At 69.3% G+C, this 25846-nt stretch carries 26 protein-coding genes and 1 pseudogene; 13 read left to right on the forward strand and 14 right to left on the reverse strand.

The window, feature by feature from the left end; all coding sequences use genetic code 11:
* Positions 1 to 52 precede the first annotated feature (52 nt).
* A complete protein-coding gene (locus ACKTT0_RS18720; RefSeq protein WP_407851287.1) occupies positions 53 to 250 on the forward strand; it encodes a hypothetical protein in 198 nt (65 codons plus the stop codon).
* A 22-nt stretch (positions 251 to 272) separates the two neighbouring features.
* On the forward strand, positions 273 to 692 hold the full coding sequence (locus ACKTT0_RS18725) for a VOC family protein (RefSeq protein ID WP_407851288.1): 420 nt from the start codon (positions 273 to 275) through the stop codon (positions 690 to 692).
* A 12-nt stretch (positions 693 to 704) separates the two neighbouring features.
* Here ACKTT0_RS18725 and ACKTT0_RS18730 read toward each other — a convergent pair whose 3' ends face one another.
* A complete protein-coding gene (locus tag ACKTT0_RS18730; protein ID WP_407851289.1) occupies positions 705 to 1685 on the reverse strand; it encodes a Bug family tripartite tricarboxylate transporter substrate binding protein in 981 nt (326 codons plus the stop codon).
* Positions 1686 to 1714: 29 nt separating this feature from the next.
* Positions 1715 to 3148 carry a CoA transferase gene (locus ACKTT0_RS18735; protein ID WP_407851290.1) on the reverse strand — a complete coding sequence of 478 codons (1434 nt, stop codon included), beginning with the start codon at positions 3146 to 3148 and terminating at the stop codon, positions 1715 to 1717.
* A gap of 93 nt (positions 3149 to 3241) precedes the next feature.
* Between ACKTT0_RS18735 and ACKTT0_RS18740 the strand changes: the two genes are divergently transcribed.
* The 7 genes and pseudogenes from ACKTT0_RS18740 to ACKTT0_RS18770 all read left to right on the forward strand — a co-directional run bounded on the left by ACKTT0_RS18740 (position 3242) and on the right by ACKTT0_RS18770 (position 9461).
* Positions 3242 to 4138: a LysR family transcriptional regulator gene (locus tag ACKTT0_RS18740; RefSeq protein WP_407851291.1), complete on the forward strand. Its 897-nt coding sequence runs from the start codon at positions 3242 to 3244 to the stop codon at positions 4136 to 4138.
* Positions 4139 to 4154: 16 nt separating this feature from the next.
* A complete protein-coding gene (locus tag ACKTT0_RS18745) occupies positions 4155 to 5045 on the forward strand; it encodes a LysR family transcriptional regulator (protein WP_407851292.1) in 891 nt (296 codons plus the stop codon).
* A gap of 125 nt (positions 5046 to 5170) precedes the next feature.
* Positions 5171 to 6073 (forward strand): annotated as a pseudogene (locus ACKTT0_RS18750) (NAD(P)-dependent oxidoreductase); the annotation flags it as partial.
* 83 nt (positions 6074 to 6156) lie between these two features.
* Positions 6157 to 6738, forward strand: coding sequence for an amino acid synthesis family protein (locus ACKTT0_RS18755; RefSeq protein WP_407851293.1), 582 nt, complete (start codon positions 6157 to 6159; stop codon positions 6736 to 6738).
* A 41-nt stretch (positions 6739 to 6779) separates the two neighbouring features.
* Positions 6780 to 7748, forward strand: coding sequence for a tripartite tricarboxylate transporter substrate binding protein (locus tag ACKTT0_RS18760; protein ID WP_407851294.1), 969 nt, complete (start codon positions 6780 to 6782; stop codon positions 7746 to 7748).
* A gap of 60 nt (positions 7749 to 7808) precedes the next feature.
* The gene (locus ACKTT0_RS18765; RefSeq protein ID WP_407851295.1) at positions 7809 to 8762 is read left to right on the forward strand and encodes a 2-hydroxyacid dehydrogenase; all 954 of its coding nucleotides are present in this window, start codon (positions 7809 to 7811) and stop codon (positions 8760 to 8762) included.
* Positions 8763 to 8789: 27 nt separating this feature from the next.
* Positions 8790 to 9461 carry an RraA family protein gene (locus tag ACKTT0_RS18770; protein WP_407851296.1) on the forward strand — a complete coding sequence of 224 codons (672 nt, stop codon included), beginning with the start codon at positions 8790 to 8792 and terminating at the stop codon, positions 9459 to 9461.
* Between the two features lie 55 nt (positions 9462 to 9516).
* Here the strand turns inward: ACKTT0_RS18770 and ACKTT0_RS18775 are convergent, their stop codons facing one another.
* The 9 genes from ACKTT0_RS18775 to ACKTT0_RS18815 form a co-directional block, all read right to left on the reverse strand.
* A complete protein-coding gene (locus ACKTT0_RS18775) occupies positions 9517 to 10311 on the reverse strand; it encodes an APH(3')-II family aminoglycoside O-phosphotransferase (protein ID WP_407851297.1) in 795 nt (264 codons plus the stop codon).
* Positions 10308 to 11165 carry a pyridoxine/pyridoxal/pyridoxamine kinase gene (pdxK, locus tag ACKTT0_RS18780; RefSeq protein ID WP_407851298.1) on the reverse strand — a complete coding sequence of 286 codons (858 nt, stop codon included), beginning with the start codon at positions 11163 to 11165 and terminating at the stop codon, positions 10308 to 10310. Before pdxK ends, ACKTT0_RS18775 begins: the two co-directional genes overlap by 4 nt.
* Complete coding sequence (locus ACKTT0_RS18785; protein ID WP_407851299.1) at positions 11162 to 11944, reverse strand: YggS family pyridoxal phosphate-dependent enzyme; 783 nt, start codon at positions 11942 to 11944, stop codon at positions 11162 to 11164. The genes pdxK and ACKTT0_RS18785 overlap by 4 nt, the downstream gene beginning before the upstream one ends.
* Positions 11945 to 11965: 21 nt before the next feature.
* On the reverse strand, positions 11966 to 12520 hold the full coding sequence (locus ACKTT0_RS18790; protein WP_407852462.1) for a helix-turn-helix domain-containing protein: 555 nt from the start codon (positions 12518 to 12520) through the stop codon (positions 11966 to 11968).
* Positions 12521 to 12587: 67 nt separating this feature from the next.
* The gene (locus ACKTT0_RS18795; RefSeq protein WP_407851300.1) at positions 12588 to 13370 is read right to left on the reverse strand and encodes an aldolase; all 783 of its coding nucleotides are present in this window, start codon (positions 13368 to 13370) and stop codon (positions 12588 to 12590) included.
* Between the two features lie 31 nt (positions 13371 to 13401).
* Positions 13402 to 14031: a glutathione S-transferase family protein gene (locus tag ACKTT0_RS18800; protein WP_407851301.1), complete on the reverse strand. Its 630-nt coding sequence runs from the start codon at positions 14029 to 14031 to the stop codon at positions 13402 to 13404.
* A gap of 4 nt (positions 14032 to 14035) precedes the next feature.
* Positions 14036 to 14995, reverse strand: a complete 960-nt coding sequence (locus tag ACKTT0_RS18805; protein WP_407851302.1) for a Bug family tripartite tricarboxylate transporter substrate binding protein — start codon at positions 14993 to 14995, stop codon at positions 14036 to 14038.
* A 168-nt stretch (positions 14996 to 15163) separates the two neighbouring features.
* Positions 15164 to 17353 (reverse strand): phosphocholine-specific phospholipase C, encoded by a 2190-nt coding sequence (locus ACKTT0_RS18810; RefSeq protein WP_407851303.1) that lies wholly within the window; start codon positions 17351 to 17353, stop codon positions 15164 to 15166.
* Between the two features lie 36 nt (positions 17354 to 17389).
* Positions 17390 to 17575 (reverse strand): hypothetical protein, encoded by a 186-nt coding sequence (locus tag ACKTT0_RS18815; RefSeq protein WP_407851304.1) that lies wholly within the window; start codon positions 17573 to 17575, stop codon positions 17390 to 17392.
* A gap of 604 nt (positions 17576 to 18179) precedes the next feature.
* On the opposite strand from ACKTT0_RS18815, the gene ACKTT0_RS18820 reads away from it, so the two are divergent.
* The 4 genes from ACKTT0_RS18820 to ACKTT0_RS18835 all read left to right on the forward strand — a co-directional run bounded on the left by ACKTT0_RS18820 (position 18180) and on the right by ACKTT0_RS18835 (position 22664).
* Positions 18180 to 18695, forward strand: coding sequence for an Lrp/AsnC ligand binding domain-containing protein (locus ACKTT0_RS18820; RefSeq protein WP_407851305.1), 516 nt, complete (start codon positions 18180 to 18182; stop codon positions 18693 to 18695).
* A gap of 9 nt (positions 18696 to 18704) precedes the next feature.
* A complete protein-coding gene (locus ACKTT0_RS18825; RefSeq protein WP_407851306.1) occupies positions 18705 to 20189 on the forward strand; it encodes a M81 family metallopeptidase in 1485 nt (494 codons plus the stop codon).
* Between the two features lie 129 nt (positions 20190 to 20318).
* The gene (locus tag ACKTT0_RS18830) at positions 20319 to 21278 is read left to right on the forward strand and encodes an aminotransferase class IV (protein WP_407851307.1); all 960 of its coding nucleotides are present in this window, start codon (positions 20319 to 20321) and stop codon (positions 21276 to 21278) included.
* A gap of 72 nt (positions 21279 to 21350) precedes the next feature.
* Positions 21351 to 22664 carry an MFS transporter gene (locus ACKTT0_RS18835; protein ID WP_407851308.1) on the forward strand — a complete coding sequence of 438 codons (1314 nt, stop codon included), beginning with the start codon at positions 21351 to 21353 and terminating at the stop codon, positions 22662 to 22664.
* A gap of 14 nt (positions 22665 to 22678) precedes the next feature.
* On the opposite strand, the gene ACKTT0_RS18840 is transcribed toward ACKTT0_RS18835, so the two are convergent.
* From ACKTT0_RS18840 to ACKTT0_RS18850, 3 genes are all read right to left on the reverse strand, one after another.
* The gene (locus ACKTT0_RS18840) at positions 22679 to 23875 is read right to left on the reverse strand and encodes an MFS transporter (RefSeq protein WP_407851309.1); all 1197 of its coding nucleotides are present in this window, start codon (positions 23873 to 23875) and stop codon (positions 22679 to 22681) included.
* A 45-nt stretch (positions 23876 to 23920) separates the two neighbouring features.
* Complete coding sequence (locus ACKTT0_RS18845) at positions 23921 to 24403, reverse strand: RrF2 family transcriptional regulator (RefSeq protein ID WP_407851310.1); 483 nt, start codon at positions 24401 to 24403, stop codon at positions 23921 to 23923.
* A 736-nt stretch (positions 24404 to 25139) separates the two neighbouring features.
* The gene (locus ACKTT0_RS18850; RefSeq protein WP_407851311.1) at positions 25140 to 25745 is read right to left on the reverse strand and encodes a flavodoxin family protein; all 606 of its coding nucleotides are present in this window, start codon (positions 25743 to 25745) and stop codon (positions 25140 to 25142) included.
* Positions 25746 to 25846: the final 101 nt, after the last annotated feature.

The following is a 25846-nucleotide window of genomic DNA, read 5'->3' on the forward strand; positions in this document are numbered from 1 at the left end:
GGTACGCTACTTGCGCGGGCGCGGCTTTGTCGTCTTGTCCCAGGAGCCAGCCATGCCCGACATCAACGACGTGCAAGCCGCCATGCGCTTGTGGCACGAAGCCCATACCGCGGTAATGGACTTCTACGAAGCGAACAACATCCTCGAGCCCGGCAAATTTGAAGAATGGCTGGCGCTGCGCGCGGTGGAGGACCAGGTCCGCCAGCAGGCCGACGCGCTCATCGAGCAGGCGCGCAGCCAGCCCGCCTAGCGGCGCGCACGGGGATCCGGCCATGTACACCCATATCCAGATCGGCGCGCGCGACTGGCCGCGCCTGGTGGCTTTTTATGACACCGTGCTGGCGCCGCTGGGGCTGCTGCGGGTCAACTCGATCGACAGCGCCGGCCCGGCCGGCGTGATCTGGCGCCCGCCCACGCTGCGCTGGCCGTCCTTTGTGGTGGCGCCGCCCTTCAACGGCTTGCCGGCCACCTGGGGCAATGGCGCGCAGGTCAGCTTCCGCGCGCTGTCGTGCGACATCGTCGACCGCTGCTGGACGCTGGCGATCGAGGCGGGCGGCCGCAACGAAGGCCTGCCGGGCCTGCGCACCTGGTATGCCCCGGACTTCTACGCAGCTTACTGTCGCGATCCGGAAGGCAACAAGATCGCCTTCGTCTGCGCCGGCGAGCAGGAACCGGACGCGCCGCCGCGCTAGGGCCGCGCCGCGCTAACGCGCTTCGAGCCCGAGGCGGTCGATCGTGCCCGACCAGCGGTCGTATTCGCCATCGATGAACTCCTGGCACTGGGCCGGCGTCTTGTCCATGACTTCGGCGCCCTGGAAGCGCAGGCTGTCGCGCACGGATGGATCTTTCAGCGCGGCCCGCAAAGCCGCATCGAGCTTGTCCAGGACCGCGTCCGGCGTGCCCTTGGGCGCCAACAGCACCTGCCACGTGCCGGCGTCGTAGCCCTTCAAGGCAGGAACACTCTCCGACAGCGTGGGGACATCGGGCAGGGCCGCCGAGCGCCGGGCCGAGGTGACCGCCAGGGCCCTGACCTGGCCGCTCTCGATGAAGGGCAGCGCGCTATTGAACGAACCGGAATACATGAAGCTGGTGTTTCCGGCCGCCAGGTCGGTCAGTGCCGGGCCGTTGCCCTTGTACGGCACGTGCTGAAAATCCAGGTCGAGCCTGGCGGCGACGTCCATGGCGACCAGGTGGTCGATCGAGCCATTGCCCGACGAGCCCATGAAGTACTTGCCCGGCTGGGCTTTTACTTGTTGGTAGAAGTCCCGTGCATCGGCCGCCGCCAGGTTCTTGGCGGCGAGCAGGATCAGCGGCACCGCGACCGAGCAGCCCGCCGCCACGAAGGCCGTCTTGGGATTCAAGTCCTGGCGGTTGAACAGCGCGGGAGCCGTGGTGATGGACGAGGTGCCGTACATCAGGGTGTAGCCGTCCGGTTGCGCCCGCAATAATTCCTGGGCGCCAATGTTGCCGCCGGCGCCCGGGCGGTTCTCGATGACGATGGGGACGCGCAATTCTTCGGCGACTTTCTTGAACAGCACGCGGCCGATGGCATCGGTGGGGCCGCCGGGCGCGAAACCGATGATGAGCGTGATGGCTTTTTCGGGGTAGGCCGCGGCCGCCTGCGCCCATGGGGCGCCCGCGCCCAGCACGGCCAGGCTGGCCGCGCAGATCAGGTTTCTGGACATGGTGAAGTCTCCTCCTTGGGGGCGTTTTTCTAATTGCTGCGCCAAGCCGGCGGATGGGCGCCGTTGGGCGCGGGAGGCAAGTCCCAGCGCGGCGGGGTGAGCGACAGTTGCGCCACCGGCGGCAGTTGCTCCAGCGGGCCATACGCCGATTGGCGAATTTCCAGCGTGGGCGCCAGCGCTTCGGCGAAATGGCGCCGCGGCCGGCGCGGATCGTCATCGAAAGCGGGCTCAGTGCCCAGTTCCTGCACCCACATCGAGGTGCGCGCCAGCGACACTTTGACGTGATAACTGCCGCCCTCGCGGGCACGCCGGATCAGCGCCAGCATGGCGCCGGCGGCGCCCAGGTATCCCGTCAGGTAGTCATTGAGCAAGTAGGTGGGCGCTACGCGCGGCCGCCCGGCGCCGCCCTCGCGCACCGCCACGCCGCTGACGGTCTGGCCCAGTTGTTCGAACCCGCCCCGCGCGGCCCAGGGGCCTTCATCGCCATAGGCGGTCACCGACACGTACACCACCCCCGGCCGGATGGCCGCCGCCTCGGTCGGGCCGAAGCCCCGGCGCGCCATGCTGCCGGGCCGCCATGACTGGACCACCACGTCGGCGCCGGCGATGAGTTCGCGGGCCCGCTGGCAATCGGCGGCGCGGTCCAGGTCGAGGAACGCCGACCGCTTGCCGATATTGGTATCGATGGTCTGGCGGAACGGATCCTGCATGAACGGCGATGTCACGCGCAGGACGTCCGCCCCATGCTCGGCCAGGGTGCGGGCCACGACGGGGCCGGCGATGACATGGCCCAGATCCAGCACGCGCAGGCGTTCCAGCGGACGGTTGGCGGCGCGGGCCGGCTCGGGCGCGCTGTCGTCGATTTTCTGGATCTCGATCGCGGGCCGGCCGGCCAGCAGGCGCCCCTGGGGGTGCGCTTGCCATTCCTCCCGGGTGCGCGCATAGGCGCCCGGCAGCTTGTGCGCGGCGAAAGCGTCTTCCAGGTCGTGGCTATTCCAGCGGCCGATGGCGGCGCCCAGCGAGGCGGCGTTGTTGGGGCATTGCAGCAAGTCGAGCACGCCGTCGCGCAGGTGGGGATACGAGCCAATGGGAAAGAACCAGCGCTGGTCCGCGGTCTGGTAGAAATCGGCCTTCAGTTCGGTCAGCAGCGACAGGGCCGGCAGCACGTAGCCGCTCTGCTTCTGGAAATGGCCCGGGTTCAGCGAGCAGGCCGCCTGCATCCAGTCGATGGCGACGGTCTGCCGTTGGCCGGTGGCCAGGTGCCACCAGCGCTCGATGGCCAGCGCATACGCGCCGATGGCGGCGCCGGCCGAAAGGGTAAGCAGGTGCGGCGAATCGAATACCGGCGGCTCGCCATGAAAACGCAAGCGGGAGGCGATGGGTTCGTCCCATGCGGAGGGCGTGCCGAGCAGGGCGGCAACGGCCTGGTGCGCCTGGCCGGCCAGTGAAATAGAGGAGTCCATGACGATCCCGTGAGAGTGTGGGGCAAAGTCTAGACTTGGGTAATACCCTCGTCCAACATATAATTTGGCACCCTGTAAGATAAAAAATATCTCATGATGAACAGCCGCCTGCTTCGGCAATTCATCGCCGTGGCGGAGGAGCTGCACTACGGCCGCGCCGCCGCGCGCGTGGGCATCGCGCAGTCGCCGCTCAGCCAGGCGATCCAGAAACTGGAGGCGCAAGTCGGCGTGCCGCTGTTCCTGCGCAACAAGCGCACCGTGTCGCTGACGCCGGCCGGCAAGGTCTTTCTCGAAGAGGCCTACCAGTGGTTGAACTACGAGCGCGTAGCCATCGCCCGCACACAGGCCGCGCGCGACGGCCGCACCGGCCAACTGGCGCTCGGCTTCATCGGCAGCGCCGGCTACGGTTTCATGCCCGAACTGATCGGCCACTTCCGCCAGCAATATCCGCAGGTCCGGCTGCGGGTGGTCGAAATGACCACCAAGGACCAGCTCGAGCAGCTCGCCGGGCGCGGATTGGATCTCGGCCTGCTCCGTACGCCGCTGCCGCGCGAGGCCGCGCAGATCGCCACCTGCCTGTACAAGCACGACCGCCTGATGGTCGCGCTGCCCAAATCGCACCCGCTGGCGGGCCAGCGCAGTATCGCGCTCCGGCAACTGGCCGGCGAATCGTTCGTGGCCTTCTCGCGCGAGAAGGTGCCCGCGGCGCATGCCCAGTTGATTTCGGCCTGTTCGGCCGCCGGGTTCCACCCCGATATCGCGCAGGAGTGTTCGCAGGTGGCGGGCGTCATCTGCCTGGTGGCGGCGGGCTTGTCAGTGGCGCTGATCCCCAGCAACCTGGCTTCGCTCATCCATCCCAAAGTCCAGTACGTGCCATTGGCCGACCGCAGCCGTTTCCTCAGCCAGGAAATCTCGGTGGCATGGCGCAAAGACGACGACAATCCGGCCCTGGCGTCCTTCCTGGGCGTGGCGCGCGCACTGGCCGGATGAATGCAGGAGACACATCATGAAATTCAGGCTACGGCAGATGGAGGTCTTTCGCGCCGTCATGCTGACCGGCTCGATCAAGGGCGCCGCCAAGCTGCTGTTCACCTCGCAGCCGGCCATCAGCCGCATCGTCTCGCACACCGAGCAGACGCTCGGGCTGGCGCTGTTCAACCGCGTCAAGGGCAAGCTGGTGCCCACGCCCGAGGCCGAGGCGCTGTTCCGCGAAGTCGACGAGTGCTACCAGTATGCGTTGCGCGTAGATGATTTCGCCCGTAGCCTGGCGCGCGGGCCGTCCGGGACCCTCAACATCGCCTCCAGCCCGTGCCTGAGCCATGGGCTGGTCGCGCGCGCCATCAACCGCTTTGTCCAGCGCTATCCCGGCATTCGCGTCAACTACCGCACCACGCTGCTCAACGACATGGCCCAGGAGGTGCTGAGCAACAAGGTCGACCTGGCGGTGTCGGTGCTGCCGCTGGACCATCCCAACCTGACCGTGCAGCCCTTCACCGAAGGCCGCATGGTGTGCGTGGTGCCGCGCGGCCATGAGCTGGCCACGCAGTCCAGCGTGGCCATCGAGGACCTGGCCCGCCATCCGCTCATCGCCCACCACCCCGGCATTCCGTTCGGCCAGCTCGTCTCGGCGGCGTTCCGCAAGGCCGGGGTCGAGATGACCACGCACATCCATATCCACCAGACCGATGTGGCCTGTTCGCTGGTGCGCGCCGGCGCCGGCGTGGCCATGGTCGACCAGTACACCGCCGAGGGCACGGCCTGGGACGACCTGCGGATCGTGCCGCTGGCGCACGAGATCCCCCTGACGCCCAGCATCGTCCGCTCGGTGTTCGACACGCGCAAGAGCCACGCCGACAAGTTCGTCGACCTGCTGGTCGAGCAGCGGCACGACGCTTAACGCCAGGCTATACCCCACCGCCGAAACAGCACTCGCAGTGCGGCGCGCCGCCGTCTTAGGATGCAGGGCGGCGCTGACGGGCGCCCGCCGGACCGCCGCCATGGCCGCCGGCAACCCACTGCGGAGAATGCTTCACCATGAAAATCGGATTGATCGGGGTCGGCAATATCGGCCGGCATTTCGGCAACAGGCTGCTGGCCGCCGGGCATGAAGTGATCGTGCACGACCGTTCGGCCGAGGCCCGGCAGCGCCTGGTGGAGCAGGGCGCGCAGGCGGCCGACAGCGCCCGCGACCTGGCGTCGCGCGTCGAGATCGTCCTGTTGTGCCTGCCGGTGCCGCGCGCGGTGGTCGAAGTGGCCGCCGAAGTGGCCGAGGGCAGCCAGGCGCGCCTGGTGATCGACCTGTCCACCACTGGTCCGTCGGCTACCCGCGAGGTCGAGGCCCTGCTCAGCGCGCGAGGCATCGCCTTGCTGGGCGCGCCGGTCAGCGGCGGCACCGTGGCGGCCGAGCGCGGCACGCTGGCCGTGATGCCGTCCGGCCCGGAGGCCGCTTATCGCGAAGTGGAAACCTTGCTGCATGTGCTGGGCAAGAACGTGTTCTACCTGGGCGCCGACCCGACCCTGGGCCAGACCATGAAGATCATCAACAACACGCTGTATGCGGCCAGCCTGGTGGCCGCCAGCGAGGCGCTGGTCTATGGCGTCAAGGCGGGCCTCGATCCGCAGACGATGCTGGATGTGCTGAACGTTTCCAGCGGGCGTTCGTTCGCCACGCAGGAGCGCATTCCGCAATGCGTGCTGGACCGCGGCTTCCCGCTGCGCTTCACCACCGAGCTGCTGCACAAGGATGTGAAGCTGTGCATCGACGAGGCAGAGAAGCTGGGCGTGCCGATGCAGGTCGGGCCGGCCGCGCGCCAGTTCCTGGCGTTCGCCATCACCCAGGGCGATGGCGCCAAGGACAACGCCTGCGTCATCCAGCACATCGAGAAATGGGCCGGCGTGCAGGTCGGCCGGGCGCCCCAGCCCTGAGCGCGCTTCGCCGGCACGCGGGGCGGCGGGCGCCGGACGGCGCCCGCGTCCATCACTTTCCTGTTCCCATCAAGGAGCCAAGCATGGCCAAGATCCAGATCCGCAAGAAGCTGCTCAATGTCGAGAGTATTTATCACGAGGGCGGCCCCCCGCGCGCCGAGCCGGTGCGCCAAGGGACCATCGCCGTGGTGTTCCAGAACCCGTACGCCGGCCGCTATGTGGAGGATTTGTCCGGGCTGGTGCGGGATGCCCGCGAACTGGCCAACGAGCTGGTGCCCGAACTGCTGCAGGCCATGGGCGGCGCCGAGCGCATCCAGGCATACGGCAAGGGCGCCATCGTCGGCTTGAACGGCGAGCTGGAGCACGGCGCCATCTGGCACGAAGCCGGCGGCTGGGCCCTGCGCGCGATGCTGCCGACCGCCAAGTCGATCGTGCCCGCGGCCAAGGTGGTGGCCAGCGCCGGCACGCGCCTGCAGATTCCGCTGCATCACATCGAGGCCTGCTACGTGCGCAGCCACTTCAGCACCGTGGACGTGGGCATCATCGACGGCCCGCGTCCGGACGAGTTGCTCTACGCGCTGGTGGTGTCCGACGGCAGCCGCGTGCACGAGCGGCTGGGCGGCCTGCGCGCCGACCAGATCTCGGTAGGCGACGGCCAGCGCTGACCGTTCGCCATTCTTACAACGATACAAGGAGGAGACTCGCCATGCGCAATTCCACGATGATCAAGGCCATGCTGGCCGCCGCCGCCCTGGCCTGCGCCGGCGCGGCGCAAGCCGCCGCCTGGCCGGAGCGGCCGGTGACGCTGGTGGTGCCGCTGTCGGCTGGCGGCAGCACCGACGTGACCGCGCGCCTGCTGGCCGAGAAGCTGCAGGCGCAGCTTGGCCAGCCGGTGGTGGTGGAGAACCGTACCGGTGCCGGCGGCAACATCGGCGCCGCCTATGTCGCGCAGGCCAAGCCGGACGGCTACACCCTGCTGATGTCCACCAGCACGCTGACCACCAATGTCACGCTCTACAAGCACATGCCGTTGAACGTCGAGCAGGACCTGATCCCGGTGGCCCAGGTGGCGCTGATTCCCAATGTGCTGATGGTGAACAAGGACTTCCCCGCGCAGACGCTGGCGCAGTTCGTCGACTACGTGCGCGACAAGAAAGGGCCGCTGTACTACGGCTCGGCCGGCAACGGCACCTCGCAGCACCTGTCCGGCGCCCTGTTCAACAACATGGTGCAAGGCGAGATGGTGCATGTGCCGTACCGGGGCGGCGCGCCGGCCAATGCCGACCTGATGGCCGGGCAGGTGCAGGCGGTGTTCTCGCCGCTGGTAGAGGTGCTGCCCTATATCGAGGGCGGCAAGCTGCGCGCGCTGGGCGTGACCACGCCGCAGCGCTCCGCGCGCCTGCCCGATGTGCCGGCTGTGGGCGAGGCCTTGCCCGGCTTCGAGATCGTGCTGTGGAACGGCGTGTTCGCGCCGGCCGGCACGCCGGCCGGGGTGGTCGACCGCCTCAATACGGCCATCGGCAAGGTGCTGCAGGACCCGGCGGTGCGGCAGACTTTCGCCGAACAGGGGTCGACGCCGGTCGGCGGCTCGCCGACCGAGTTCAAGCAGATCGTTGGCAGCGAGATCGTGAAATGGGGCAAACTGGTAAAGCTTTCCGGCGCCCACATCGATTGATTGTTCCCGGGGCGCGGCCCGGACGGCCCGCGCCCGGCATTTCCCCTGCACAGATTTTCCATGAAACCGCTACTGCTAGTCCTGGTATTCCTGTCTGAAGAACATCGCGCCCTGGTATCCGAGCGATTCGAAATGATCTACGCGCCCAACGAGGGGCTGGGCGCCGACCGGTCCAACGGGGCCGCCCAGATCGCGGCGCACGGCCGCGACATCCGGGTGGTGCTGACCAACGGCACCAACGGGCTGCTGGCCGAGGAGATCGATGCGCTGCCCAACCTGGAGCTGATCTGCACCGTGGGCGTGGGCTATGAGAACGTCGCCGTGGCCCACGCCCGGGCGCGCGGCATTCCGGTGGCCAATGCCGCCGGCACCAACGACGAATGCGTGGCCGATCACGCCATGATGATCCTGCTGGCCGCCGTGCGGCGCCTGCCGTTCCTCAATAGCGGGGTGCGCCATGGCCTGTGGCGCGACGACATCCCGCGCCCGCCGCACGTGTCGTTCCGCCGCCTGGGCATCCTGGGCCTGGGCGCCATCGGCCGCAAGATCGCCCACCGGGCGCGCGGCTTCCACATGGAGATCGGCTATCACAACCGCACCCGCCGCGCCGACTGCGACTATCGCTATTTCGACGATCTGCAGGGCCTGGCGCAATGGTGCGACTTCCTGGTGGTGGCGGCGCCCGGCGGCGCGCAGACCCGCCACATCGTCAATGCCCCGGTGCTGGACGCGCTGGGGCCGGGCGGCGTGCTGGTCAACATCGCGCGCGGCTCGCTGGTCGATACCGAGGCGGTGGCCGCCGCGCTGCGCGATGGTCGTATCATGGCGGCAGCCCTGGACGTCTACGAAGGCGAACCGACGCCACCCGCGTCGCTGCTGGAATTCGACAATGCGGTCCTGACCCCGCATATCGCCGGTATCTCTCCCGAGGCCATCCATGCCTCGGTGCAGCGCTTCCTGGACAACGCAGAACGACATTTCGCCGGGCAGCCCCTGATCTCGCCGGTGCCGTAGCGCCGGCGGCCTTTGAATGGAGAGACAATGATCGGCTTTCACATCCATGCCCGGCGGCGCCAGGTCGCCGCGGAAATCGTGGCCCGTTTCGCCGGCCTGCCGGTGGCCAATATCAGCGACGTGATGTCGCGCATGGCGGCCGGCGGCGCGCGCCTGCGGCCCATGCACGACGGTTCCCCCATGGCCGGCCCGGCGCTGACCGTCAAGACCCGGCCCGGCGACAATCTGATGGTGCACAAGGCGCTGAACCTGGCGCAGCCCGGCGACATCATCGTGGTCGATGCGGGCGGCGACCTCACCAACGCCATCATCGGCGAGATCATGACGACCTACGCGCGGCAGCGCGGCATCGGCGGCATCGTCATCAATGGCGCCATCCGCGATTCGCAGGCCTTGCGCCAATCCAGCTTCCCGGTCTATGCGGCCGGCGTGACCCACCGCGGCCCATACAAGGACGGTCCGGGCGAGATCAACGCCACCATCGCGCTCGACGGCATGGCCATCGAGCCGGGCGACCTGATCGTGGGCGACGCCGACGGCCTGCTGTGCATCCCGTTCGACCAGGTCGAAGCCGTGCACCAGGCGGCGGCCGCCAAGCAGGCCGCCGAAGCCCGCACTTTCGAGGAGATCGCCGCGGGCAGGCTGGACACGAGCTGGATCGATGCCAGGCTGGCCGAGCTGAAGTGCGGCGGCATCTAGGGCAGGCTCACCCCGAAAGGCGCCCTGCCCTGGCCTGGCCGGGGCGCCGGCCGCGTCAGAAGAATTCGTCCAGCAGCCGGTAGAAAGCCAGCCGGGCCTCGTCGACCGGGCCGCCGTAGGCGTCCAGGAACGGCTGCGTCCACTGCGCGCCCAGGTTGTATTGGATGCTCCATGCCGCCAGCGCCAGGTCCTGGTGGCGGTCCGCCACGCCCAGGCGGCCGCAGTCCACGAAGCCGCTGAAGCGGCCGTCGGCCGCCAGCAGGTTGGGCAGGCAGGCGTCGCCGTGGGTGACGACCAAGTCCTCGCGCGCGGGCTGGCCGGCGCACAGGGCGGCGTATGCCTGCGCCGCGCTCTGGCCCATGCGCTCGTCGTCGAAGTCGCTTTCATCGACCAGCCCGGCCTGCACGCGGGCCCGCGCGTGCTCGATGCGCACGGCGCGCCGGTGGTCGAACGGGCAGCGGGCCGGGTTGAGGCGGTGCAGGGCGCGCAGGGCCGCGGCCGCGATGGCGACGATGCGGGCGGCGGGCAGGCCGGGCGTCGAGGCCAGGTCGCGGCCCGCCACCGCGCTCATCAGCAGCCAGTGGCGGCCGGCGGCCTGTGCCGTGCGCAGCACGCGCGGACAATCGATGCCCTGTTGCGCCAGCCAGCGCAGGCGCAGGACCTCGCCCGGCAGTTCGGCCAGGCTGCCGGCGGTCTCGGTCTTGACGTACAGCGGCGGCTGGCCCGCCGCCTCCAGTCGGAACACCGCCGCGTCGGAGCGCCCGATATCCTGCGCCGCCCAGCCGTAGCCGGCCAGCGCGTCGCGCCAGTCCGGCGGCGGGTCGAACGGCGCCGCGTCGTCGAGCGTCATGGGGCGGCCCCGGCCGCCGGGCCGTGCAGCGGCAGCGCCAGTTCTTCCCAGCCGCGGGCGGCGGTATCGCGCAGCACCGCCACGACATGGGTGCAGGTCCGCTCGACCGCGTCTTCCAGCGGCGTGCCGCCCAGCACATGGCCCGCCAGGCGCGCCGCGAACAGGTCGCCGATGCCCTTGGCGGCGCACGGCACCACCGGATGGCTGAACATCCGCCGCAGCGTGCGCGTGACCAGCGCCACCTGCATTGTGCCGGCGGGCCAGTCGCGTGGCGCGGCGCTGGTGACCACCACCCACTCGGTATCGCTGCCGAGCAGCCGGGCCGCGGCGGCCAGCGTCTCGTCGCGCGTGGCCAGGCTGGCGCCGGTCAGCTGTTCCAGCTCGAAATGATTGGGCGTCAGGCCGTGGGCGCGCGGCAGCAGGCGGGTGCGCCAGGCCTGGGTCAGGCGCGGGTCGGTGTAGACGCCGTGGTCGAAGTCGCCGATCACCGGGTCGACGTGCACGCGCAGCCGCGGGTGGGCACGCGCGGCGCGGTCGAGCCAGTCGGCCAGTATCCCGGCCTGGTCGGGATCGCCCAGGAAGCCCACCATGACGGCCCGGGCGCCGGCCAGCACGCCGCGCGCTTCCAGGTCGCGCAGGTAGCCGGCGAACCAGTCGGCGGGGATGGTGCCGCCATGCAGGCTGGAATAGTGCGGCGTATTGCTGAGCAGCACGGTCGGCACGGCCGCCACGCGCAGTCCCATGGCCTGCAAGGTGGGAATGGCGGCATTGTTGCCGACGTGGCCATACACCACCTGCGACTGGATCGAAATGACATCGACGGGCAGGGGGCGCAGGGGCGCGGGAGCGTTCATGATGCCGTGGGCGGGCCCGCGAAGCCGGGCCAGTAATGGCTGTCGGGCAGGGCGCGCGCGCCGAAGATGGCCTGGCCCACGCGCACCGTGGTGGCGCCTTCTTCGATGGCCAGTTGATAATCGCCCGACATGCCCATGGACAATTCGTCCATGGAGACGCCGTCCGGTGCTGCCTGGCGCAGGCGGTCGCGCAGTTCGCGCAGGCGCACGAAGCATGGGCGCACCCGCGCCGGGTCGGGCGAGAACAGCGCCAGCGTCATCAGGCCGCGCACGCGCAGGCTGGCGTACGCCGGCAATGCGCGCACGAAGGCGGCCGCCTGCTCGGGCGCCAGCCCGAACTTGCTGGCTTCGCCGGAAGTATTGACCTGCACCAGCACGTCCAGCGCCCGGCCCTCGGCCTGCAGCCGGCGGTCGAGCGCCTCGGCCACGCGCAGGCTGTCGAGCGCCTGGAACTCGCTGGCGAAGCGCGCCACCAGCTTGGCCTTGTTGGTCTGCAGGTGGCCGATCACCGCCCAGCGCAGGTCGGGCAGGTCGGCCATGGCCTCCCATTTGGCATGCGCTTCCTGGACCTTGTTCTCGCCCAGTTCGCGGCAACCGGCCGCGTAGGCCAGCCGGATGCGCACTTCGTCGATGGTCTTGCTGACCGGCAGCAGGCGCACGTCGGCCGGGGCGCGGCCGGCGCGGGCGCATGCGGCGGCGATATTGGCGCGCACCTGGTCGAGATTGCGGCGCAGGTCGTCGAGCGTGCGGGCGGCGGGGTACGGAGAGGCATCGGTCATTGTGGATCCGGGAAGAAAACGTCAGCGCGCGGTCACCACCAGCACTTCGGCGATCTCGCGGCTGACGGTGCGCAGGCGGTGCGGCAGCTCGGAGTCGAAATAGACCGAGTCGCCGCAGTCGAGCCGGAACTGCCGTTCGCCGACGTGGACTTCCACCGAGCCCTTGAGCACCAGCATGAATTCCTCGCCGGGATGCGGGAACACCGCGCGGTCGGCGGGGAAGCGGCGCGGCGGACGCACCACGAAGGGTTCCATCATGCGCACCTTGCGGCGCCCGGCCATGGACAGGTAGTCGTAGCCGGCGGCGGTGCCGCGGCGCGCCATCGGCTCGCGTTCGGCGGCGCGCACCACGCTGACGGTTTCTTCCTGGGCGTCCGGGTCGGCCCCGACCAGTTGCGAGACGCCGATTTCATAGGCCTGGGCCAGGCGCAGCACGGTGGAGATGGAGGGTTCGCTGAGGCCGCGTTCCACCTTGGACAGGTAGCTTTTGGTCAGCCCGGTGCGCTGGGCCAGTTGTTCCAGCGACAGCGCCTGTTGGCGGCGCAGCGCCCGGAGTCGGTGCGGCAGGTCTTGCATCGGCATGCGAAGGAAAGGCGAACGATCCCGCTAGCATGCCGCAATTCCGGCGGCGCGTCGAGCCGGCTCAGGCAAGCACGTCGGGATGGGCGCGCAAGGCCCGCCGTGCGTAGTAGGCGAAGCCGATCTGCGAGCGCTTCGGCGTCAGGATCCAGTCGTGCGCCTCGCGGCCCAGCTCGGGCGGAATCGGCTGGATGCGGCCGGCCGCCATGGCCAGCAACTGCATGCGCGCGGCCCGCTCGAACTGCAGCGCCAGGACGCAGGCCTCTTCCACCGTGCCGGCGGCCACCAGCATGCCATGGTGCGCCAGCAGGATGGCGCGCTTGTCGCCCAGCGCCGCCGAGATGATCTCGCCTTCTTCGTTGCCGACCGGCACGCCGGGCCATTTTTCCAGGAAGGCCACGTCGCCGTACAAGGTGCAGTTGTCCATGTGCGAGACTTCCAGCGGCACCTCCAGCATCGACAGCGACGCCACGTGCAGCGGATGCGTGTGGATGATGCACTGCACGTCGGGACGGGCCCGATAGATCCACGAATGGAACCGGTTGGCGGGGTTGGGCATGCCGTCGCCATTCAGCACGCGCAAGTCTTCGTCCACTTCGAGCAGGTTGCCGGCGCTGATTTCATCGAAACCCAGCCCCAGCCGCTGGGTGTAGTAGCTGCCCGGGGCCTCGGCGCGCGCGGTGATCTGCCCGGCCAGGCCCGAGTCATGGCCGCCGTCATAGAGGATGCGGCACGTCAGCGCGACGCGCTCGCGCACCGTCCAGCCGGAGTCGCCGAACTGGCGCTGCATTTCCGCCTGGGCTTGCCGCACCAGTTCCTGTTTCGATAATTTCATCGTGTCTGCCATTTCACTTCCTTCTTGCCGCCGCGCGGCGATGTCAACTGATCAGCGGGACATAGCCCGGCAGGGCGCGCATCCGGTCCAGCCAGGATGCCACATGGCGCAGGCCGGACAGGTCGTAGCCGCCTTCGCCGGCCATGCTGGTGTGGGGATAGAGGGCGATGTCGGCGATGGTGGGCGCGTCGCCGGCGATGTAGGGGCCGCGCCCCAGCTGCCCGTCCATGATGATCGCCGCCCGCATGCCGGCCTCGCGCAGGGCGACGATGTGCGCATCGTGGGGCGCCGCCGTGGCGCGCAGGTGCACTTGCAGGCGCGGCTGGGCGAAGTTGTGCATATGCATGGTCTGCTCGAAGCTCAGCCAGCTGGCCACCTGGGCCTGCGCCAGCCGCGACGCCGGCAGCCACGCGGTGTCGCGGCCCAGGTACCACAGGATAGCCTGGGACTCCGCCAGCCAGGCGCCTTCGCGGGTGCGCAGCACCGGCACCTGGCGCAGCGGGTTGATGCGGCCGAACTCGCGGGTCTGCAGGTCGCCGCGCAGGATGTCCAGGCTGCGCCGCACGATCGGCACGCCCATGTAGCCGCACGCCAGGCGCACCTTCCAGGCATTGCCCGAGCGCAGCGTGTCGATCAGTTCCAGCGGCGGGCCGGACAAGGGATGGCAGGGCATGGCGTCACTCCACCCGGATATCGGCGCGGCGGATGATGTCCGTCCATTTCGCCTGTTCGGCGGCGATGAACTGCCGGTACTCTTCCGGCGATCCGCCATACAGTTGCGTGCCCTGCGCCGCCAGGCGCTCGCCCAGGGCTGGCGAGGACAATGCCTTTTGCAGGGCGGCGTTGAGGGTGCGCAGCACCGGCGCGGGCGTGCCGGCCGGCGCATAGAAGGCATTCCAGGAGCTGATCTGCAGGGCGGCGGCCCCGGCCTCGCCGCTGGTGGGCACGCCGGGCGCGGAGGGCAGGGGGCGTTCGGCCGCCACCACCAGCGCGCGCAGGCGGCCGGCCTGCACCTGCGGCATGATCACCGGGCTGGCGTCCATGACCACATCCACCTGCCCGCCGACGGCCGCATTGACGGCTTCGCTGCCGCTCTTGAACGGGACGTGCATGATCCGGATGCCAGCGGTCAGGTTGAGCAGCTCCAGGCCCAGGTGTGGCGAGCTGGCGTTGCCGGCCGAGCCGAAGTTCAGCGCATCCGGGTGCTTCTTGGCGTAGTCGACCAATTGGGCGTAGTCGCGCGGCGCCAGTCCGGCGCGGACGGCGAGCAGGTACGGGGAGCTCGACACCAGGCCCACCGGCGCGAAGTCGCGTTGCGGATCATAGGCGAGCCCTTTGCGGATCAGCGGGTTCACCACTTGCGTGCCCACGGTGCCCATGAACAGGGTGTAGCCGTCGGGCGCGGCGCTGGCGCCAGCCTGGGCGGCGATGACCCCGCCCGCGCCGGGGCGGTTCTCCACCACGACGCTCTGGCCGAGCGCACTGCCCAGTTCCTGACCGACCTGGCGGGCCACGATGTCGGTGATGCCGCCCGCGCCGAACGGCACGATCAGCCGCACGGGGCGTTCCGGGTAGGCCTGGGCCGCGGTGGCGCCGGCGGCGAGCAGCGCCGTGCCCAGGATCTTCGCTATATGCATTGCTTCTCCTTTGCTTTGATTGTAATCAAAAAAGATTCCTATAGGACACAAAGTGTCCTATAGGTTGAGAAGTGTCATCAAGCGATTTGTGATGGGGATTTACCCTGAGCCGCCACCCGCGCGGAGGCGTTCGCGCCGGCGGGGATGTGGTATCCCCGCCGGTATCCCTCAGCCCTGGCCCATGGCGGGGTCGGAGACCGAGTCGCGGCCGTTCTCGACACGGCCGGCAAAGCGACGCGACCAGAGCTTCGAGTCGCCCGCCGTCACCGCGAAGTCATACCAGTTGCCGCTGTCGCCGAGCGGCCAACTCAGTTCGCCGATCTGGCCGGCTGCCACTTGGCGGGTCCAGGGCCCATCGCCGCGGTAGGCCCCGGCCGTCACCGTGAAGGTGACCGCGCCGGCACTGCGGTTGTACAGCCTGGCCTGCACTTCCGGCGGTTCGCACTGGCGGTAGCACACCTGTAGCTCGAGCCCCGCGGTGGCGTCGTCGCGCAGGTCGCCGACGAACTCGCGGTGATAGCCGTTGGGCCCCAGCAGCCAGAAGTGATAGCGGCCGTTGTCCGCGCTCACGTCCAGCGTGTCGTCGAGCTGCTTGCCGGCCTCGACCATGTAGCGGCGCGGGACCTGGTTGAGATGCAGCTTGTCGTAGAGGTGGAAGACCGCGCCGGCCTGGCCGCTATTGGCGAAGGCCAGCGTGACCGTGCCGGCCTGGGCATCGACCCGCGCCGTCGTATGGAGCTCATAGGGCAGGGCGCGCGAGGGGCGCGTGCCGGTCTGCTGGCGCGGCAGGGCCGGGTCGCCCGGCACCGGGATGGGCGGCGCGGCCTCCTGCTGCGCTACCAACTGGTCGGCCGCGTCCTTGGTGGTGCGGCCCGCCAGGGTGGGCAGCAGCTCGCCGTTCGGGTTGGCGAAGTTGAAGGCGCTGGTCAAGTCGCCGCAGATGGCGCGCCGGTAGGCGCTGATGTTGGGCTCTTTCACGCCGAAGCGCTTTTCCAGGAACAGCAGGGTCGAGGTGTGGTCGAACACCTGCGAATTGACCCAGCCGCCGCGGCTCCACGGCGACACCACCCACAGCGGCACGCGCGGGCCGGGGCCGTAGGGCCTGCCGTCCGGCGCCGTATGCTTGGACGAGGCCGGCGCATAGTCGTGGTATTCAAACGCCATGTCGGCCTCGCCCAGCGTCGTCTTGCCGGCCAGGGAGCCGTCTTCGCGGCGCGACGGCGCCGACGGCGGCGGCAAGTGGTCGAAGAAGCCGTCGTTCTCGTCGTAGTTGATCAGCAGCACGGTGCTGGCCCACACCTCGGGGTTGGAGGTCAGGGCGTCCAGCACTTCCTGCACGTACCAGCCGCCCTGGGCCGGGCTGGACGGGCCGGGATGCTCGCTGTAGGTGGACGGCGGAATGATCCACGACACGGACGGCAGCGTGCCGTTCTTCACATCGTCGCGCAGGCTCTGCAGATAGCCGTCCGGCATGGTGTTGCCGAAACCCTTCGCCAGCGGGCTGAGCGGGTCGTCGATGGCGGGGTCGTAGGCCGGCGACACCGCCGGCAGCGCGACCGGCCGGCGCTCGGGCGGCATCGATTCCATGGCCTCGCGCCAGTGGCGGAACGACATCAGCTGGTTGCAGCCGAAGTTGTCCGCCAGGCTCTGGTACACCTTCCAGCTGACGCCGGCCTGTTCCAGGCGGTCGACATACGTGGTCCAGGTCCAGCCTTCGGTGGAGGGGCCCACGTCGTTGCCGCCGTTGTATTCGTTGACGATGGCCGCGTAGTTGTCGCCCGAGGGCCCGTTCGTACCGGTCCAGTAGAACAGCCGGTTCGGGATGGTGCCGGTGTGCATGGAACAGTGATAGGCGTCGCAGACGGTGAAGGCCTCGGCCAGCGCGCGATGGAACGGCACTTCGGCGTCTTCGTAATAGCCCATCGACAGCGGCTGCTTGGCCACCGGCCAGCGGCTCATGCGGCCATGGTCCCAGGCGGCTTGCGCGTCGGTCCATACGTGCGGCGTGCCGCCGGCGCGCTGGGCGTTGCCCTTGCTGCCGTCCAGGTGGTACGGGGTCTCTGTATTGCCGTTGGCATCGGTCTGGTAGAGCACGTTGCTGCCGTTGGCCAGCGGGATCGGGAAGCGGTCGCCGTAGCCGCGCACGCCGCGGAAGGTGCCGAAGTAGCTGTCGAACGAGCGGTTCTCCAGCATCAGCAGCACCACGTGCTTGACGTCCTGCAGGGTGCCGGTGGCATTGTTGGCCTCGATGGCCAGCGCGCGGCGGATCGACAGCGGCAGTGTGGACAGCGCGCTCAGCGCGGCGGTGGTGCCCAGCGAGGCGCGCAGGAACCCGCGCTTGGAAGGATCAAAGGACATGTCGGTTCGATGAAGTCGTGGATGAAAGGGGCGGGGTCAGGGCGCGGGCGCGCAGTGCGCGTCGGCGCTGCATTCGGTGCCGCCGCCGGGCGGTGGCGCGCCCGGCTCGTCGTCATCGGAATCGCCGCTGCCGCAGCCCGCCAGCAGCACGGTCAACGACAGGCCCAGCGCCCATGCCAGCTTGCGCGCGGCGGGCCAACCTTCGGAGCTACTTCGCATCATCGTTTCAGATCACCTGGAAAATGCGCGCGCCCGCGCCTGGGAACGGCGTGCGCGCACGTTGATAAACCATCGGAAAATGGTCCGGCGACTTCCGCAGGACAACGCCTTCCCTTGCCCGGGGGGAGCCGGGCCCAGGTGCGGGAATCAAGAATGGACCCGGAACCGGGCAAAGTGGAGGCTGCGGCCGTCAGGTGCGCCATCCTAGGCGCGAAAGCGTTCACTTTCTTGACAGCGCCACGCCGCCAGGCGAGGCGACAGGTTCGATGATGGCGGGCCTTGTCTTGATTCTGTCATGAGCCATGGCATTTCCCCGCGCGCGGCGGCCTCTGCGCGCTGCCGCGTCGATCAATTTCTCTCACGTTGGCAAACAAGTTTTACAGGTGCTGCGCGCCGCAGGAGCAGGGCGGCGGATGGGCGCGGCATTGTGTCGTCGGTTAGTGCGCATTTATTTAATTCTAAAAAATTTGCTTTTATCAGGATAAAATCCTGTATATCAAAAAATCATCAGAATAAGTATTAACACCTATTCAGAAAATACAGTCGATTCTCTAATCTGCCGTGAAAGCCGGGCCGGCCGGCCCTGCCAATCGGTTGTGGAGCACTCATGGCAGCACGTCCCCCGTCCGCGGAAAAAAGCGCGGCTCCCGAAACCCGGCGCGAACTCGACGCCATCGACCGCCGCATCTTGCGCTTGCTGCAGACGCATGCGCGGGCCACCAACCAGTGGCTGGCGGCCCAGGTCGAGCTCAGCCCCACGCCCTGCCTGGAACGGGTGCGGCGCCTGGAGCGCGAGGGCTATATCCGCGATTACCAGGCCATCCTCGATCCGGCGCGGGTCGGCTATCCCATGCTGATCTTCGCGTTCGTCCTGTTCGACCGCGCGGTGGATGGCGTGTACGAGCAATTCCGCGCCGCCATCGCCGAGATCGGCGAAATCGTTGAGTGCCACATGATCACCGGCGACGTCGATTTCATCATGAAGATCCGCGTGGCGGACATCGGCGCCTTCCGGGTGCTGCTGGAAGACAAGATCCTCAAGCTGCCGGGCGTGCGCATCACGCATTCCTACGTGGCCATGGACGAAGTGAAGACCGGCGTGTCGACGCCGGTCGCCGACTAGGAGGCAGCGATGCGAATCGCCATCGGTGGATTGCTGTTCGAGGGCAACACGTTTTCCCTGGCCCGCACCTCGCTGGCCGAGTTCCGCCAGAACTACCTGTATGAAGGCGACGCCATCCTGTCCAGCCTGCGCGGCGGCGACGTGGAGGTCTCCGGCGCCTTGCAGGTGCTGCAGGCGCAAGGGGCGGAGCTGGTGCCGCTGATCGCCACGCACGGCGGTTGCGGCGGGCAGGTCACGCGCGAGTGCTTCGAGACCCTCAAGGAAAAGCTGCTGGCGCGCCTGCGCGGCCACGCGGTCGACGGGGTGTTCCTGGCCCTGCACGGCGCCATGATCTGCGAGCAGACCGACGACGCCGAAGCCGAACTGCTCGAGGCGGTGCGCGGCCTGGTGGGCGCGGCGCCCATTGTGATCACTTGCGACCTGCACGCGCACATCACGCCGCGCCTGCTGGCCCTGTGCGACGCCATCGTGGGCTACCAGCAGTATCCGCACGACGATCCCTTCGAGACGGGCGTGCGCGCCGCCGGCATATTGGTGCGGGCCGTGGCGGGCGGGGCGCGGCCCGCCATGGCCATGAAGAAGCTGGCCATGCTGGTATCGCCGACCGCCGCCGGCACCCGCGAACGCACGCCCATGCGCGCCATGTACAAGGCCGCGCGGGCCATCGAGGCCCTGCCGGGCGTGCTGGCCCTGAGCTATTTCCCTTCCACGCCATGGGCCGAGCGGGAAGAGGGCGGCACGGCCTTAGTGCTGGTCACCGACGGCGTCCATCCGCGCGCCGGCGAGATACTCGACGGCCTGTGCCGGCAGTTGTGGGCGGCCCGCGCCGAATTCGAGCCAGGCCTGCTGGATTTCGACCAGGCGGTGGCCGCGACGGCGGAGGGGCCGGGCCCCATCATCCTGAGCGAGATGTCCGATGCCGTGGGCGCGGGCGCCGCCGGCGACAGCGCCTACGTGCTGGGGCGCTTCCTGGCCATGGATGCGCCCGGGCCGCTGCTGGTGCAGGTGGTCGACCCCGTGGCCGTGGCCGCTGCCCGCCGCGCCGGCGCGGGCGTCGAACTGAGCTGCGAGCTGGGCAACCGCATCGAGACCCGCTACGGGCCGCCGGTGCCGTTCAGCGGGCGAGTCGAGCGCCTGCTGGATGACGGGGCCTTTACGTATCGCGGCGGCCTGATGGGCGGCATTACCTCGACCATGGGGCCGGCCGCAGTGCTGCGCGCGGCGCGCGCCACGGTGCTGGTCACCAGCCGACCCACCTATGAATACGCGGACGAGCAGTACGCCGCCGCCGGCATCGATATCCGCGAATTCCGCTATGTGGTGGTGAAGAACCCCATGAATTACAAGCAGGCCTATTCCTGGGCGCCGCGCCTGGTGGCGCTGGATACGCCCGGCGCGGGCCGGGCCGACCTGCGCAAGCTGGCGTGGACGCGCTGCCGCCGGCCCTTTTATCCCATGGACGACAGTCCCGGGCCGCTATGGCGCAATAACTGACGCATGCGGCCGCCGCGCGGGGCGCGGGCCGGCCGATTTCCTCCGATTGTCATTCCGGTCCGGATCGCGATGCCGGGCGGGGATCCTTTTGCCTGTCGCAGGCGGTTCATCACGTCCATCTACGCCACCATGACGCATTCTCCTCTCTCCGCGCCGGCCGGCATGTCGCCGGCGGCACTCACCGGGCCGCGGCCGGGCGCCGCATTCATCGACGGCGCCATCGTATCGATGGACCAGGCGCGCATACCCATCCTCGATTGGGGCTTCCTGCATTCCGACGCTACCTACGATGTGGCCCACGTCTGGAACGGCAGTTTCTTCAGGCTCGAGGATCACCTGGACCGCTTCATGCGCGGCATGGAGCGCCTGCGCATGCGCATTCCCTACGACCGGGGCCAGGTCCGCCGCATCTTGATTGATTGCGTGCGCGCCGCGGGCCTGCGGCAAGCCTACGTGGAGATGATCTGCACGCGCGGCACCGCGCCGCTGGGCTCGCGCGACCCGCGCCTGTGCGTGAACCAGTTCTACGCCTTCGCCATCCCGTTCGCCTGGATCGCCGACCCGGCGCAGCGCGAGCGCGGCCTGCGGCTGCGCATCAGCACCGTGCATCGCATCGCGCCGGAATCGATCGACCCGACGGTCAAGAACTACCACTGGCTCGACCTGGTGCGCGGCCTGTTCGAGGCCTACGACGACGGCCACGAGACCGTGGCCCTGACCGACGGCCGCGGCAATGTGGTCGAAGGGCCGGGGTTCAACCTGTTTGCCCTGAGCGGCGGCGTGCTGGTCACGCCGCGGCGCGGCGCGCTGGAGGGCGTTACGCGGCGCAGCGCGATCGAGGCGGCGGACACGCTGCCGGTGCGCGTCGAGCAGCGCGACTTGCCGGCCGACGAGTTGCGCCAGGCGCAGGAAGTCTTCATCACCAGCACGGCCGGCGGCGTCATGCCGGTCGGCTGGATCGATGGCGCGCCGGTCGGCGCCGGCGGCGCGGGCCCGGTCACGCGCCGCATCCGCGATGCCTATTGGCGCATGCACGACGAGCCGCGCTACCGCCTGCCGGTCTATGACCACGCGAATGAAGGCGCGTGATGCAGCACGGGGCGGGCCCGCCGGGCGCGCCTTGCAGTACCGACCTTTTCGAACGGATATCAGGGGAACGCAATGGAAATCTCTTTGACGGGCGCCGCTTCGACGGCCCAGGCCAACGGCGCGGCGCGACGCGTGCTGGGAGCCGGCGCGGTAGGGCATTTCGTGGAGTTCTACGATTTCGCCATCTACGGTTTCTCGGTGGTCACGATCGCCAAGCTGTTCTTTCCGGCGGGCGATCCGGTGGTGGGTATCCTGGCCGCCTTCGCGGTCTACGGCGTGGCGTTCGTGGTGCGCCCGCTGGGCGGCGTGTTCTTCGGCGCGCTGGGCGATCGCATCGGCCGCCGCAAGGTGCTGGCGATCACGCTGCTGTCGATCGGCGCGGCCACCGCGCTGATCGGCCTGTTGCCCAGTTATGACCAGATCGGCATCCTGGCGCCCGTGCTGTTGCTGGTGTGCCGGCTGGTGCAGGGATTTTCCGCCGGCGGGGAGGCGGTGGGCGCGCCGTCGTTCGTGCTGGAGCATGCGCCCGTCGATCGCCGCGCCATGTGGATCGGCATCACCACGGCGATGTCGGCAGTGCCTTCGGTAGTGGCCGGCATCTTCATCCTGGGCCTGACCACGGCCATGCCGGCCGAGGACTATGCCTCCTGGGGCTGGCGCATTCCCTTCCTGGTGGCGGCGCCGCTGTCGCTGGTGGGGCTGTACATCCGCCGCAGGACCGACGAGAGCGACGCCTTCAAGCAAGTGATGGCCAAGCCGGGCGTGAAGGAAAGCAGCCCCTTGCGCGAGACTTTCCGGCACAACCGGCTGCGCATGCTGCAAGTGTTCTTCATCGTGTCGCTCAACGCGCTGACGTTCTATTTCCTGGTCGGCTACTTCGTCACGTACCTGCAGACCGTAGCCCGGCTGTCCCAGGCGGACGCGCTGTTGTCGAACGCGGCCGGCTTGTTGACGTTCTCGGTGCTGCTGCCGCTGGCGGGCCGCATTTCCGACGCCGTCGGGCGCAAACCCATGTTGCTGGCCGGTGCGCTGGCGGTCGCGCTGGCCAGCCTGCCGGCGTTCTGGCTGTTGACCAGCGGATCGCTGGGCAGCGCCATGGCCGCGCAGGTGCTGCTCGCCGCTGCGCTGTCGCTGTACGGGGGCGGCAGCTATACCTTCTTCGTCGAGCTGTTTCCCACCTCGACCCGCTTCACCGGCGCCGCCATCAGCTACAACGCCTCCTATGCGCTGTTCGGCGGGACAGGGCCGTTCATCGGCACGTTCCTGGTGCGCGAGACGGGCAACCCCGGCGCGCCGGGATACTACCTGGCGGCGGTCGCCATCTGCGTGTTCCTGATCGCCCTGGGCGTGCCGGAAACGGCCCGCCGCGACCTCAGCCACCATTGAGGCCGGGCGCACGGTCACGCGGCGCGGCGGCACGTCGCCGCCGCATAGCCCAGCGCCGCCAGGGCCAGGACCAGCCCGCATGCCAGGGTAACGGCGGCGCCGGATGCAATCGCTGCGCCGCCGATGGCGGTGCCCAGCGCAATGCCGAGGTAAATGGCCGAGGCGTTCAGCGCCACGACCAGCGGCCCATGCGCGGGCGCGCCGCTGATCAGGCGGTGCTGCTGCGCCGGGCTCTGGGCCCAGCTGCTGGCGCCCCACAAGGCCATGGCCGCCGCCACGGCCACTTGCGCCGGATGCGTCATGTGGGCCAGCCCGGCGAGTCCGGCCAGCGCGGCGGCCATGGCAGCATAGGCGAGCAGCAGCACGCGGCGCGCGCCATGCCGGTCGGTGCCGGAGCCCGCAGCATAGTTGCCCGCCACCGCGCCCAGCCCGTATGCGAGCAGCATGCCCGTGACGGCGCCGGCGGGCGTGTCGAGTTCCTGCAGCACCTGTACCGTGTAGGCGTAGGGCGCGTAGCAGGCGGCCATGCCCAGCACGGTCAGCGGCAGGGTCTGCATGACGGCGGGCTGGCGCAGCACGCGCAGCCGCTCGGCCAGCGGCATGGGCGGGTTGCCGCCCAGGCGCGGCAGGCTGGCGCGCACGCCCGCGGCCGCTATCCACGCCACGATGCCCACCGCGGCCAGCGCGACGCGCCAACTGGCGGAGGTGCTGGCCAGGCGGCCTAGCGGCACGCCCAGCGCGGTGGCGACGGTCAGGCCGCCGATCACGATGGCGAGGGCCCGCGCGCGGAACTCCGGCGGCACCAGCGCGGCCGCCACGGCGCCGGCGTTGGGGGTGTAGGCGGCGGCCGCCGCCGCGGCGACGATGCGGGTGGCGATCAGCCATGGCATCGACGTGGCGAGCGCCGAGCCGAGGTTGGCCGCGCCCAGCAGGAGCAGGGCGATGACGAGCAGGGCGCGCCGCGGCGCCGGCGCGGTCGCGGTGGCGATCAGCGGAGCCAGGATGGCGTAGGCCAGGGCGAAGGCGGTTACCGAGTGGCCGGCTACGGCGGGGGTGACCGCGAGGTCGTTGGCCATCATCGGGAGGAAGGCGGCCACGATGAATGCGTCGGTGCCGACGGCGAAGGTGCCCAGCGCCAGGATGGCGATGGCGCCCATGCCGAGCGGGGCGGCGGCGGGCGCGGGTTGGGGTTTATTTTGGATATAAAGCATCCAGATTTACTCCGCAAGAACAGGGACGACGGTCCCGGGAAGAGGTCAGCGCGCCTGGGCCAGTTGCCAGCAGCGCAGGCGTTCAGAGGCGGTGGGGGGCGCCGCGCGCAGCAGGTCGGCCACGGTCTGCGCCGCCAGTTCGCGCCGCCAGGCGGCCTCGGCGCGATGCATGGCCGCCGCGATGCCGCACGGCCGCGCGAATTCGCCGGGCGCCGCGCTGGCGCCGGCGCCGCGCTGGCGGATCTCGGTGCAGCGGAAGGCTGGTTCGGTGCCTTCGATGGCCGTGACGACTTCGAGCAGCGTGATTTGCTGGGGCGCGCGCGCCAGCCGGAAGCCGCCCTTGACGCCGGCGCTGGAGGCGAGGATGCCGGCCTTCACCAGCAACTGCAGGCATTTGTTCAAGTAGGCTGGCGGCAACTCGAAAGCCGCCGCCAGCCGGGACGTCGGCACCGCGGCGTCATCGCGTCCCAGCCAGGCCAGCGTGAGGCAGCAGTGCAGCGCCCATTCGACGCCTTCGCTCATTTTCATTGGCTTGGTCCTTTAATCGGGATAAATAATATCTAGATTAAAAAGCGGGAGTCAAGCGTTGAGGGTTGTCGGTGTGGGCTGTCCGTTCATGGGGGTAGGGCTTGGTGTTCCTGGGGCGTCCTGGGCGGGGCTGGGGAGTGCGGGACGGCCACGTCGCTCGGCTCGGGCGCGCCACCAGGCGCCCTCGGCCCCCTGCGGGGGCTCCCCTCCCTCCAACTGGCCGTCCCGCACTCCCCAGCCCCGCCCAGGACTCACAGCAGCGGCATGCGGTGGGCCGCTGGACCATGGGAGGCCGGGTATGTAGGCGTCAGACACCCCATGCACATCGTCTCTTCAACGCGTATGTAGGTGTCAGACACCCCTTGCAACAGTCCCGCCTACCCGCGCCATCTCGGCAGGGGTGTCTGACACCTGCGGCAACCTCACGTGCATGCCACATAGGTGTCAGACACCCCATGCACACCGTTTCTTCAAGCACGACCGTGCGCCAGGGGTGTCTGACACCTGTCAGCTCAGCACAAGGTATCCGACGTCGACCTACCCGAGATCCTGCGAGCCCGGGCGTGCCGGTGGGGCCTGGGCGGCCAGTTGGAGCGAGGGAAGCCCCCGCAGGGGGCCGAGGGCGCCTGGTGGCGCGCCCGAGCCGAGCGACGTGGCCGACCAGGCCCCACCGGCACGCCCGGGCGCCTCAAGAACTCAATACCCCCAACGCCCCCGAGCATGCCCCTCCTAATCACTAGCGCGGCGGATACGGCGACTCCTGCAGCAACCTCGCCAGGTGCACGCAGTTCAACGCCAGTTCGCGCGTGGCCTGGGCGGTTTTCTTAGGCGTGGCGGGCAAGTCCTGGAAGTCGGTCTTGTGCATGGCCTCGCCGACCCAGTAGGTCACCGCGCCCGCCGGCAGCGTGAAGCCGACGTCATTGAGCGCCTGGAACAGCTCCGCGCTCGCATGGTGGGCGCCGTCCTCGTTGCCCACTACCACGACGCCCGCCACCCGCCCGTAGGGGGCCATGCGGCCGCCGTCGTCCAGCTCGCCCAGGAACGCGTCCATGCGTTCCAGTACGCGCTGGCAGACGCTGGAGGGATGGCCCAGCCAGATCGGCGTGCCGAGGATCAGGATGTCGGCGGCCAGCACGCGCCGCCGCAGCTCGGGCCATTCGTCGCCGGCGCCTTCGTCCGACGTGACGCCCGGGGCAATGGCGTGGTCCACCGCCCGCACCAGGTCGCAGGTGACGCCCAGGCGCCGGAGTTCCTCGGCCACCTGGCCGAGCAGTTTCTCGCACGACGAGGCGGCCGGCGAGGGTTTCAAGGTGCAGTTGATGCCGAGGGCGGTAAGTGGCATGGAAATTCCTTGCGATGGCGCGGCGTCATGCCGCCGCAATGGCCGGCGCGCAGCAAGGGACATGCCTCCTGATGAAACGCGCTGAAACGGATAGGGGCGAT

This window comes from Bordetella saccharivorans (assembly GCF_045862855.1).
In the GTDB taxonomy this organism is placed as follows: Bacteria; Pseudomonadota; Gammaproteobacteria; order Burkholderiales; family Burkholderiaceae_B; genus Bordetella_A; species Bordetella_A petrii_F.